This is a genomic window from Vibrio sp. vnigr-6D03 (genome assembly GCF_002835515.1).
Taxonomy (GTDB): domain Bacteria; phylum Pseudomonadota; class Gammaproteobacteria; order Enterobacterales; family Vibrionaceae; genus Vibrio; species Vibrio penaeicida.
Map to the genome: position 1 here is coordinate 50,537 of NZ_PIZL01000040.1, position 12,940 is coordinate 63,476.

General features: G+C 39.9%; 8 protein-coding genes. All 8 read left to right on the plus strand.

Translation table 11 applies throughout. From position 1 onward, the window contains the following. Positions 1-77 precede the first annotated feature (77 nt). The 8 genes from CW749_RS23975 (at position 78) to CW749_RS24010 (ending at position 12,733) form a co-directional block, all read left to right on the plus strand. Positions 78-665 (plus strand): TfoX/Sxy family DNA transformation protein, encoded by a 588-nt coding sequence (locus tag CW749_RS23975; protein WP_101114984.1) that lies wholly within the window; start codon positions 78-80, stop codon positions 663-665. A gap of 821 nt (positions 666-1,486) precedes the next feature. Beyond that, complete coding sequence (locus CW749_RS23980) at positions 1,487-2,509, plus strand: ABC transporter permease subunit (protein ID WP_101114992.1); 1,023 nt, start codon at positions 1,487-1,489, stop codon at positions 2,507-2,509. Between the two features lie 2 nt (positions 2,510-2,511). Further along, on the plus strand, positions 2,512-3,555 hold the full coding sequence (locus tag CW749_RS23985; RefSeq protein ID WP_101114985.1) for an ABC transporter permease subunit: 1,044 nt from the start codon (positions 2,512-2,514) through the stop codon (positions 3,553-3,555). A 26-nt stretch (positions 3,556-3,581) separates the two neighbouring features. Beyond that, complete coding sequence (locus tag CW749_RS23990) at positions 3,582-5,408, plus strand: extracellular solute-binding protein (RefSeq protein ID WP_101114986.1); 1,827 nt, start codon at positions 3,582-3,584, stop codon at positions 5,406-5,408. Between the two features lie 18 nt (positions 5,409-5,426). Next, the gene (locus CW749_RS23995; protein WP_101114987.1) at positions 5,427-6,293 is read left to right on the plus strand and encodes an ABC transporter ATP-binding protein; all 867 of its coding nucleotides are present in this window, start codon (positions 5,427-5,429) and stop codon (positions 6,291-6,293) included. 8 nt (positions 6,294-6,301) lie between these two features. Next, positions 6,302-7,159 (plus strand): ATP-binding cassette domain-containing protein, encoded by an 858-nt coding sequence (locus CW749_RS24000; RefSeq protein ID WP_101114993.1) that lies wholly within the window; start codon positions 6,302-6,304, stop codon positions 7,157-7,159. 559 nt (positions 7,160-7,718) lie between these two features. Beyond that, a complete protein-coding gene (locus tag CW749_RS24005) occupies positions 7,719-8,576 on the plus strand; it encodes a hypothetical protein (RefSeq protein WP_101114988.1) in 858 nt (285 codons plus the stop codon). 29 nt (positions 8,577-8,605) lie between these two features. Continuing rightward, positions 8,606-12,733, plus strand: coding sequence for a M57 family metalloprotease (locus CW749_RS24010; protein WP_101114989.1), 4,128 nt, complete (start codon positions 8,606-8,608; stop codon positions 12,731-12,733). Positions 12,734-12,940: the final 207 nt, after the last annotated feature.

Genomic DNA, 12,940 nt, shown 5'->3' on the forward strand with positions numbered 1-12,940 from the left:
AAAGTCGATATTTATTTAATATTCGGCGCTTGTGTATTGATCGGGGGGTTAACACATAAGTTTGGAGGTTACAGAACATGAAGGAATCAATGTTCTATGATTTTGTTGATCAATTTGGTAGTTATCAAAAACGATCAATGTTCGGTGGAATTGGCTTATTCAACGAAGGAGCGATGTACGCACTAATTACTAATGAAACAATTTTTATTCGAGGCGGTGGAAACCTAGATAAGAAATTGGTAGAGCTTGGATGTGAAAAATATAAGCATGTTAAAAAGCAAACAACAGCTATTGTTAACTATTACGACATTACTGATTTGTTTGACGCCATGCACGAGGAGCTAGAAAGCATCGTTCGGGCATCTATAAATTTCTCTAAACAGCAAAGAGCTTTTCAAAAGTCTAAAGACAGTAGAAGATTGCGTGATCTCCCAAATATGCAATTAACCTTAGAAAGAATGGTGAAAAAATCCGGTGTAGAAGATGTCAGTACTTTTATGCGGTTAGGTCCTGTTGATGTATTTAGACGTGTTAAGCAAACATATGGCGGCGAAGTGGATATTCGTTTGTTATGGAAATTTGCTGGTGCAGTAAAAGGTTGTCACTGGAAACTGATTCAAGAGCAGCAAAAGGATGAATTGCTTGCATTGTGTCAGGAAGCGTAAAAATTGAATTAGCAAAAAGGCTCGCACTAGCGAGCCTTTTTTAATATTTGTGTAACTGCCAGGTGTCTAATTGATAGTTGTGTAGGTATTGAAAGTGCGAGGATTAAAAAGAGTACATCAGAAAAGTAATAATTGGGAGATCTGTTAATAGTGATGTCGGGTCACTAGTTAATATCAATCCATTAACTCTATGTGATTGTTCATCGCTTTATATAAGAGAATATTATTTGAACAAATCTACGTATACTTATTTCTGTTTATTATGTCAATAGGGTCTTAATAAGTGAGCCGGATTTTTAGCTTTGATGTCTGACTCTAATAAACCAAGATTTGATGGGGTGAAGTTTCAGTTTTGAGATCTATATTGGGTTTTAATTCTTCATATTTACAAATAGACATATTTACAAATGAAATGACACGAATGAAGCATGATGCGTGCATTGAAGTTGTTAACTGTTTTTCTTTGTTAATTTGGTGTTAAGGGTTGATTATAACTAATTGTTCGATTGTTAAATCTGATTTATTAAGATTTTTCAGACTATATATCTTTAATCTCCCTTTGCCTTAGGGAAACGTTTGCTGTAATTAGGAATTTGATACCGCGTATCATATAAGGAACACATAAATATAATGGAATAAGGTAGTTTCAGATCTAGTCTGACAAGAACCGTCTACGATAGTTCAGTCTCATTAAATTTGAAGCGGTACTGGGACAATGATGTTCAATCCAGCTCCGCCTAACTTCACGGCACTATGAATACTAAAGTGCGTGAATGACATTTTTATGGCAGAGAAGCAAAAGACTCGGAGAAGGTCGGTACGTGTTATCTTATTTCTTACGCCGCTTAGGGCTTGTTATTCCAACATTTTTAGGAATAACCATTTTAATTTTCGCCATTACACGGTTTGTTCCTGGTGGACCAGTTGAGCGAATGCTCGCAAACATGCAGCCACAAGGAGACAGCGCGTCAACATCGGTAGCGGGTGACAGTTCTGCCTTATCAGAAGACCAAATGGCAGAATTAAACGCATTCTATGGATTAGACAAACCTGTACTTGAAGCTTACGTTGACTGGCTAAGTAAACTTGTTGTTCTAGATTTTGGAGAATCAACTCGTTACTACGAACCTGTAACTGACATGATCGCTGAGAGATTACCAGTTTCTCTGTTTTACGGCGGTATGACTTTCTTCATCAGTTATTTCATATCCATCCCATTGGGTTATTACAAAGCCCTCAAGCACGGCAGCGTGTTTGATTCATCTTCTTCCATTCTTATTTTTCTAGGGTATGCATTGCCAGGATACGTCGTGGGCGTACTGCTTATTACGTGGTTTAGCTACAACTTAGAGTGGTTCCCTATGGGAGGCTTTGTAGGGGATGATTTTGACGATTATGAAACGGTCTACGAACGCGTCAAAGACATTATGTGGCATGCAATTTTACCTCTAATTTGTTATCTAATTGGTGACTTCGCAACCCTCACTATGACCATGAAAAATAACCTCATGGAAAACCTTTCCTCAGACTACATTCGTACAGCTATAGCCAAAGGCTTACCGTTTAAAAAAGCAGTAAGAAAGCACGCATTACGCAATAGTTTGATTCCAATTGCTAGTCACTTTGGCAACTCTTTATTGTTCTTTATGTCTGGGTCTTTCTTAATAGAAGTAATTTTCAATATTGATGGCATTGGTTTACTTGGGTATGAATCCATCATGGAGCGAGATTACCCAGTTGTTATGGGGATAGTCGCCATTAATGCCTTAATGCTTTTGGTCGGCAATATTGTGTCTGATATCTGTGTTGCGTTGGTCGATCCACGTGTGAAGTTTGGAGCGTGATGATGTTGAATTTAACGCCTTTAACAAGAAAGAAAATCAAACGTTTTAAAGAGATTAAACGTGGCTATTGGTCTTTCCTAATCTTATCTGTACTGCTTGTTGCGTCTCTATTTGCAGAAGTTTTTGTAAACAGCAAAGCACTGGTTGTTAAGTATCAGGATCAATGGTTTTTCCCAGTAGTGAGTGATGTTCACCTTGCAGAAACCTTTGGGCAGACACATTCAGGTGAAGCCAATTACCGTGAGTTAGCTAAGTCTTTTGCAACGTCCGATACTGATGATTTTATTTTAATGCCAATTGTTCCTTGGAACCCGTATGAACAAGACTTTAGTGGCGATTTTCCTCCAACATCTCCTAATGCAGAAACTCAGCACTACTTAGGAACAGATGTTATTGGACGCGATATTCTAGCTCGACTCGTTTATGGTTTTAGAATTGCGATGGGTTTTGCATTACTCACTATGGCTATTTCGTACACAATTGGTACCGCTGTAGGCTGTGCAATGGGCTTTTTTGGTGGAAAGTTTGATCTTTTTGTTCAGCGTCTTATCGAAGTTTGGTCAATGGTTCCTTTCCTTTATGTGATTATGATTTTGGTATCGATCACTCAGCCCACTTTCACACTGTTTGTCGCCATAAATGTTCTCTTTAGTTGGATGGGTTTGACGTGGTATATGCGAACCATGACTTACAAAGAGTCGGCGCGTGAATACGTAATGGCTGCACGAGCATTGGGTGCTAGCACTTCAAGAATTCTGTTTAAGCACATTTTGCCCAATACAATGGTTATGATCGTGACACTTGCTCCGTTTACCATTGCAGCCAACATTACCGCTCTTACTGCATTGGATTATTTAGGACTGGGTCTACGTCCACCAACGCCAAGCTGGGGCGAGTTGTTACAGCAAGGCAAATCTAACTTGGATTCACCATGGATTGTGTCTTCGGTAGTTGCCGCAATCGTATCTGTACTTATTATGGTTACGTTCATTGGTGAAGCGATACGTGCAGCCTTTGATCCAAAGAAATTTACTCGTTACGTATAACTAGAATAATTAAATAGGGAATGTTTATGAAAAAGATAGTCATAGCTGCGTTGCTTTCTGCAACAGGATTTGCAGCTCAAGCAGCTTCGTTACCGGAAGGGTTGAACTGGGAAACAAATTGGGATGAACCTCTGATCGGTTCAGAAGAAGCCAAGCGCGGTGGAACCTATAGAACCCATCTCCTCAGCTTTCCACAAACCTTACGCAGTGTGGGCCCCGACTCGAATTCAGGACTACGTAAGTACTTTCTAGACAGCGTTCCTTCATTGGTTGGTCAACACCCTGACACGTTAGAGTGGATTCCTGACTTAGCAAATGAGTGGGCATTTGCTGGTGATAATAAAACGGTTTATTTCAAACTGAACCCAGAGGCTGAGTGGTCTGATGGTGAAAAGGTAACAGCAGACGATTTTGTATTTATCTTAAAGTTCTTCCGCTCAAAAGATATTGTTGCACCTTGGTACAATACTTACTACACAGAGCAAATTGCTGATGTCATTAAGATTGACGAACACACAATCGCTGCGGTATCTGCCATAGAAAAAAATCCAGATGAACTAATGCGTATGCTTGGTAGCCTTCGCCCAAGACCCGAGCATTTTTACAAGCCATCCAAAGATGAAAACGGCGATGGAATTGACGATAACTTTGTCCGTAAGTACAACTTTAAAAGTGAACCCACGACTTACGCATATTATCTAGACAAAGTGAAAAAAGGGAAAAGCCTAACCTTTAAACATGTCGGCGACGATTGGTGGGGATACAGTAATCAGTATTACAAAAATCGTTTTAATGTGGAAAAAATCCGCTTCAAAGTAATTCGTGATAACGATATTGCCCGCAAACATTTTGAAAAAGGCAATTTGGATGCGTTCAGTGTCATCCTTCCTGGAATTTGGCACGAGAAAACCAATACGGAACCTTACCAAAACGGTTATATACACCGCTTTTGGGGCTTTAATGAAGTTCCTCAAGGCGCGGGTGGTTTGTGGATTAACTCCGCTAAGGCTCATTTGAACGATATCAATCTTCGTCAGGGCATTATGCATGCTACTGATTACGATGGAATGATCGAAAAAATTACTCGCGGCGACTATTCGCGTAAGCCGCACGCAATGGGCTTTGGTCATGGCAAATACGATATGCCAAACCCTGTTCCACCTAAGTTTGAGCCAGAAATAGCAGGAGAGTTTTTTGCAAAAGCTGGATTCGACAAAGTAGGGGCTGATGGTATTCGAGTTAACGCAAAAGGTGAGCGTCTGAGTTTTGCTATTACTTATGGCTACAACTCTTGGACCCCTCGAATTGCATTTCTTAGAGAACAGGGAAAGAAAGCTGGGATTGATTTTACCTTAAATTTGGTTGATGGTTCTTCCGCGTTCAAGTTCATTCTAGAGAAAAAACATGAGTTAGCGTTTATCAATATGGGCGGCGGTGAAGTTCCTGCGTATTGGGAATACTTCCACTCTGCTAATGCAAACAAAGCTCAAACCAATAACCATACAAACTTCAGCTCACCAGAGCTAGATGCGCTGATCATGCAGTATAGACAAGAATTTAATGTAGAGAAAAAGCATAAGCTCTCTCATCAAATTCAACAGAAAATTACAGAAGCTCATGTAATCGTCCCTGGGTACATGGTGCCTTATACTCGTGAAGCTCACTGGCGTTACCTAAAATACCCTGAGCAAGCAATGAACCGCTATACGGATAGCATATTCCCAATTGATCGTGTTGTAGGTCTTCATACTTTCTGGATCGATGAAGAAGAAAAGAAAGCAACGAAGAAAGCGGTAAAAAGCGGAAAGACATTCGAACCAGTAACGGTTATGGATACGCGTTACAAGCTTTAGTCAGTCAGGAGTAGTGGTATGTCTGCGGAAACAATATTAAGTGTCAGAGACCTAGAAACAGAATTTACAACCGATGATGGCGTTGTGAAAATTCTGCATGGGGTTAACTTTGATGTAAAAGCTGGTAGAACCTTAGGTATCGTTGGTGAATCAGGGTGTGGAAAGAGCGTCACGTCCATGTCCATCATGGGGCTCCTTCCAAAGCCTTATGGTCGGGTTACTAAAGGTGAAATATTGTACCGCGGAACCGATCTTGTGACTCTTCCTCCTGAAGAAATGTACAAAATGCGCGGTGATAATATTTCGATTATTTTTCAAGATCCAATGACCGCGCTAAACCCTGTACATACGATAGGTAGGCAGTTGAATGAAGTTCTGGAGTTGCATCGTCCAGAACTCTCTAGAACGGGAAGGAATGCATACTCGCTTGAAATGCTTGAAAAAGTACGTATTCCAATGCCTGAAAAAAGGTTAAACGAATACCCGCATAATCTATCTGGTGGAATGAGACAACGTGTCATGATTGCAATGGCACTGGCTTGTAAGCCTGATATTTTGATATGTGATGAGCCAACAACTGCTCTTGATGTGACGGTTCAAGCTTCAATTCTTGAGCTTATGCGTGAGCTTCAAGAAGAGACGGGAATGGCGATGATATTCATTACTCATGACCTTGGTGTCGTTGCGGAAATATGCGATGACGTAGCAGTAATGTATGGTGGTAAAGTTGTCGAATATGCTGATGTATTCGATTTATTCGACAACCCTCAACATCCTTACACCGAAAGGTTGATGGGTCTTATGCCAAGCTTGGATGATGAGCCAAAGCAACCCATTGAAATTAAACCAATTGATGTTAATGCATTTCCCGAGTTTAGAGGTTAATGGCTGTTATGGATGAAGTACTAAGAATTGTTGACCTTAAACAGCATTTTGTGTCTGGTAAAGGAATTTTAAAGAAGGGCTACACCATAAAAGCAGTAGACGGTGTTTCGTTTTCTGTTGCTCGTGGTGAAACACTGGGGTTGGTTGGCGAATCGGGGTGTGGGAAAAGCACGCTTGGGCGCACAATATTAAAACTATTTGAACCAACAGAAGGCAGAATATTTTTCGAAGGTGAAGATATAACCAAGCTAAGCCCACGACAAATGCGTCCCCTACGTAAAGACATGCAGATTGTCTTTCAAGACCCAATGGAATCACTCAACCAGCGCCATACGATTGGAATGATTTTGGAAGAGCCCTACGTAATTCATGGTGTGGGAACCAATGAAGAACGTAAGAAATGGGTATTGGAATTACTAGAAAAAGTAGGATTGCCTGCTAATTCAGTTGAACGTTATCCGCATGAATTCTCAGGTGGGCAACGTCAACGTATAGGAATCGCCAGAGCAATAGCGCTAAAGCCTAAGCTTCTTATATGTGATGAATCTGTATCTGCATTAGATGTTTCAGTACAAGCACAGATTCTTAACTTATTGCTTCGATTACAAAAAGAGATGAATCTTGCGATGATTTTTATCTCACACGATTTGTCCGTTGTTCGCCATGTATCGGATAGAGTTGCGGTAATGTACTTTGGTAAGATTGTTGAGCTAGGGAATGTAAAAGAGATATATGACCATCCCCAAGCGGATTACACCAAAACACTTTTATCAGCGATACCGATCACGCACCCTAAATACCGTGAGCATAAAAATACAAAACCACCTTCGAAAGATGAAAATGAAAGATTATTAATAGATGGTTAGAAATATTTACATTTAAAAGATGAAGTAAGTCGAATATTAATAATTAGATACACTCTATAAGATGAACTTTATATAAAATTAAGAGATAGTTAATACTAGGTTATCGCCTATCAATTTAAATATAGTTTGCTCATACGGATAATAAACAAGCTATATATCATATCAAAAATAACAAAGTCTTGGCTGGGCTTGATTGAGTACTTAATACTCACTTTATATCGTAAAAGGAATTACAGGAAAGACAGCATATGAATAAGCATCAAATCTAATTATAGAATTATTTAGTTATATTTAATGAATAATAGCTATGGAAAATCTCATAGTTACTATGACTATTTATTTTATATATCTGAATAAAACCTCAGTAGTTAATATTGTTATATTATAACACGTTCTGATTTAGTGAGCGCACTATATTTATGTCTTTTAATTACTGTTGATATTTTGAAGAGTAGCGACTGAATTAATTTCAGTAAACCTTTTTATCCCTTTCATTTTTTAGGGAAGGTCGCGTGCACTTCAAATTTAGGAAAACTAAACAGGAAAAACGGAAACGTTTATGCAGCACACAAATAAATTTGCGTTGCCAAAACTTGTTTTAATGACTGGTGTTTTAGCCTCGTGTAATGCGTTGGCAGATGAGCAAAAGGAAGTTAAACAGGAAGAAGTAGCGAACAGTGCAGTTCAGGAAGAAGTAGTTGAAACCAAATACGGTGGTAGCTTATCGCTCGGTTATCAAACCAATATTTATCATCCAGATGATTATCGTTCTTCACGAGCTTTGAACTGGAGCGCTAGTTTTCGAGCAACAAGAGAAAAGTATACCGCTTACTTATCTACAGGTGCGTATCGCAACTTAGAAGATAAGACGGGCGATTTCTTTACAGACTCCGTAGTAGGTCTTTCTCACTCTAGTTTGGCTAAATTTGGTGAAACAGGGAATCTCTCCATCAGTGGGCAGTTAACCATCCCGACTTCAGAGCATTCCAGAAAGCAAGAGTTAAACACAGCTCTTCGAATAGCCGTACCGGTTAGTTTTAAAGTTGCTGATATTGGTATCTCAGTATCACCAAGAGTGAGAAAAAATTTCCATCAGTACAAGACGATTGCTGGTCAGTCATTGAGTGAGTGGATTTACTCCGTTTCGACTTCAGCAAATATCTCTAGTGGTGATTTTTCTTTTGGACTCTCCATCTTAGGTGGTAACTCAATCAGCTATCAGGGTACCCGTAGAAATAGTTTTACGTACGGAGGAAGTGCTTACGGTAGCTATAAGGTAGCGGATTACCTTTCCCTTTCGTTAAGTGCATCTTCAAGCGGTGTTTATGCCGACGCAGAGCGAGGCACTTTAGGCAATATCGACTTATTTGACAGCGATAAAGCCACTTATGTTGCGACAGCAACATTCTCTTTTTAGGAAATAAAAACAACAACAGGTAGTTACTTATGAATTTTAAGAAACTGAGTTTGGTCACAGCAGTAGGTGCGGCACTAGTAGGCTGTGGTGCTGATGATCAGGCATATGATTATGTCGATAAAGACATAAACCAGTCAGCATTGTCTAGCTTAACAGGAAGTGCTCCAGTAAAAGTGGGCAGTTGTGCAGATTGTTATGAGATACCGCTAGAAGGTATCTGGATGTTCCAACAAACGTTTGGCGATGTAACCCGTACATCTGACGTTCATCCGTACATGTATGACTTCTTGAACGAAGAGAAACTTGTAACGTTAAAGTTCACTCAAGAAGGTCTTGTAGCGGAAAGGCTAGAGGGTGACATTACATTTGAGGGAGAAGTAACGAGATTCCCTGGAGATCACAATGAACCAAGACTTCTTACATTAGAAGGCTCTTATGAAGCATATCAATGTAAAGAAGATTCATATGGTGATTGCACAAACAAAGAAGAAAAAGTGTCAGACCCAGCGGTACGCTGGTGGCAAAAAACACACTTTACGCCAGAATTTGATGAACTAACCGTTCACGATGACCAAACCTTATTTAAAGCTTACTTCGACAACATCATAAATAAAAATGTTACTCATGTAGAGTTTGACCCTAAAAATGGCGTCATCAATATTGAATATGAGCACAATATTGTGGGTGACGGGGTATATGGTGAGCCTGAGAAAAATACAGCGTTTTACTCTTTGGTTCGCCTAGATACTATTGCGTCCGAGGGATATAAGCCTGTTCACTACGATATGGCTGAACATGATAAATTTGGTTTCTTCAAAACAGATTATGAAAAGTTAGACCCAAATAACATTGGTAATCAACATGGTTACAAAGGTCACTTTATTAATCGTTTTAATCCAGAAAAGGACAAAATCGAGTACTACTTAAGTGACGAGTTTTTCCGCAAAGATGAAAATGGTAGTTTGATCAATCAGCAGTGGCTTGATGCAACAGTCCGCGGGTTTGATATTATTAATAAAAGCTTGGAAGATAAATTTTCCATTAATAACCGCATTCTTCCTGAACTAGTTTTGGTCAATGCCAATTCACGAGAACCAAGTGGTGTTCGTGTAGGTGACTTGCGTAAGAATGTGATTCATATTGTTCCTGAAGCGAGCGATGGTGGTGGTGGTGGTCTTGGTCCTAGTTATGCCAACCCTCTAACCGGAGAAATTCTTAGCGCATACACAATTATGTTCCCAGGTAACCTTATTCCTGGAACAGGAAGGCAATGGGATACGTTAGCTCGTCATTACAACGAAGGCACGTTGAGTGAGCAGTTGAAAGAAGAAGTGGTAGAAAATAATGAATCAAGTCAAGGAATTACGAATTCCAATGTTTCATTGTTAGATAACGCTGAATTTGGACCTGTCGTTTCAAACCAACAAGATGAACTGTTAGCGCAAACAAATGAGTCTGTTCGAAATCTAGACCTTCCATACGACTTGGATGCTTTCCAAGAGTTGAATCTAGAGGAGTTACACTCGGACAAAGAAATGAAGCTGGCTAAGATGATTGAGAACAACATCTACCCAGTTGATCAGTATTCGGTTTCAACTTCTATTAAGAAGACAAACGTGACTGATCTAGACTTCATTAGCCAAGGCTTTTACTTTGAACAAACGCAAGATGAAATTAATGCTGGTCTACCAAAGAAACTTAAATCTTGGACTGATTTAAACATTGAACAGCGTGCGGCAGTTACGATTCAAATTTCTACACACTATTATCTACATGTTCTGACCCATGAAATCGGTCACAACCTAGGTTTGAGACATAACTTTGCTGGTAGTTACGATGGTCATAATTTCTATTCTGCTGAAGAGTCTTTGAAATTTGGTTCAACTGGTATATCTGCAACTTCCTCTGTTATGGATTACATGCCTTCAACGCTGAATTCACAGCCAGCATTTGGACTATACGATCGTGCAGCATTGAGATTCGCATATCAGCGTAAAGTGGAATCACATGCAATCATCGACGAGGATTCTCTATCTGACGAGCAGATAGCGAGTAAGGTTAAAGAATATCGCAGTAGCGAGAATGGAATTTCGATGGTAGACCTGTCGAAACTGGATGAAGTTAAACGCGAAGACCTTACACAAGATTCTGCACTGTTATCAGTTATGAACTCTGGTGATCTTGCTGATGCAGGTAAAGAGCTGCGTGACTACGCATATTGTACTGATGGGCGTGGAAGAGCTTCATTGGAGTCTGGATGTCTAATATTTGATGAAGGTTCTAATTTAACTGAAATTACAGACTATTATGCGCAACAATATACGGAGCGTTTTGAGTCTTTCAGTACACGTAAGGATCGAGTTGAGTTCAACGAAAACATGCGTTCTGTGAACAAATACTTTGCAACGCACGGTATGTTCTCGCGTATGAACATGGTTTTGGATGATTACTATCAAAGCTTCAGAAGCAACCCTCTGAAACCAAGTGAAGTATGTCCTGCTGAAGACGACAACACTTTGCGTACTTCAGAGCAGCAAGAGCGCTGTGATACAGCAACTGCCGCTTACCAACAAGCTTTCTTCTACTTGGATTTGCTTAAGACGCCAACAAAAACGTGTAACGTTAATTTACTACAAACTGAGTACGTTAACGGTGCTCCTAAAACGCCAGTTCCATTTTTAAATGAAAAAATGGATTTGAGCTTGGTTAATATTTACGGAGGGTTGATTGCGGGTGATGAGTATACCGGTCAATTGCGTGTACCAACGTCATGCTTCGATCCAAAGTTAACTGAAGCACTTTCGCAAGGACCTTTCGAATTTACTGGTTCAAATGGGAATAGATACGAGCTTACACTCAACGTTACTGCTGAATCTAAGCATGGTGAATTCTTAAACAAGGTTCAGCTTGCGAAGAGACCAAGTACGGACAATGCTCCGCGTATTGGGTATGAAGTCGAGCATCTTGGTAACTGGATGGATAAGGTATTGGCACTTGAATACTTGCTTACTCCTTCTAGCTTACGTGGCATCGATTTTGCCCTAATCGATCTTCCTGGGGTTCGCGAGGAACTTAACATTCTCATTGACCACTGGAACATTTCTACACCAATTCCATTGCCATCAGATATTACGTCAAGCTTTAGTAACGTAGTGAATCCATATGAGATGGTTGATGCGGATGGTAAGACGATGGCAATCGCTTGGAATCCTAATTGGAAAACTGAGGAAATTCGTTCAACACCTAGTTTCCTTTCTTGGTGGTTTGGTAATAGATACGGTCTACATACTAGCGGTGGAACACCATTTGCTAAAGCAATGAACCAAGTACTAGTACGCTACGATAGCCATCGCACTGACAGTTATAAACCAGAAGCATTTGCGATGCGCTCCAAAGTATCAGTGTATGATTATGACGGTCATGTTCCAGCTGGTTACGAGCTAATCGAGATTCAAGGTGAGCCAATCGTTGTTGACGCGAGAACTGATTCTCTTGCATTAGGTAAAACAATGTTGAATCAGTACAAGAAAAGCGATGCTTACATGATGACAACTTTCGATGTTTCACAAATTGCTGGTGTGCATGAAACTCGTGTAAATGCAGAGCAGACTGCAGCATCTGGTTCAGAGCGCAGTAACGATTTACTTTCTAGCGAAGCAGTAAAGAACATTGTAGATAAAGGCCCTGGCACTGCTACCTTCTTACGAGTACTAGACAGAAACTTAGTATTGGACGCTGAGAACCCTGATCTTACAGGTCAAGAACTCTTCAATACAGTAGTTATGTTATTTGGTACAGGCGATGTAACTGTTGATACAGTTGAGCGATGCTACACCCTACAAGGCTTTGGTTGCTTGTTCTTCTTTGACTCAACGTTTAACAGAGCATTCATTCAAGCAAGTGCTGCATTTAAAGCTCTTAGACTATCTGATCAGGACTTAGCAAATGAAACGCTACTATATCTAGATCGTTATGCAGCAGCTGTAGCTTCTGTACCTGCTGAACAACAAGCATTGCTAAACACTCCCAAAGCGACTCTTAAAGAATACTTTGAGAACCCATTAGGTCGTGAAGCACTGAAACTAAAAGCGCTAGATGAAACTGGATTTAGAAATTTAGTTATCCTAGATGAAAGGGAAAATATTTCTCGTTTCTAAGTTGATAGTGATTTATTAGTTAAAACACAAAACCCCCAACCAATCGGTTGGGGTTTTTTATTACGCCAACAAAAAAGCCAGAGACTAAAGTTGAAGTGACCCCCAATAGTTGGACACCAATTATTGGGGGTCTTTTTATGTCCAAATACAGCCGAGCATTGAAATGCTCAATTGCTAAACAATATTTACAAGGTGAGAGTTCATCTC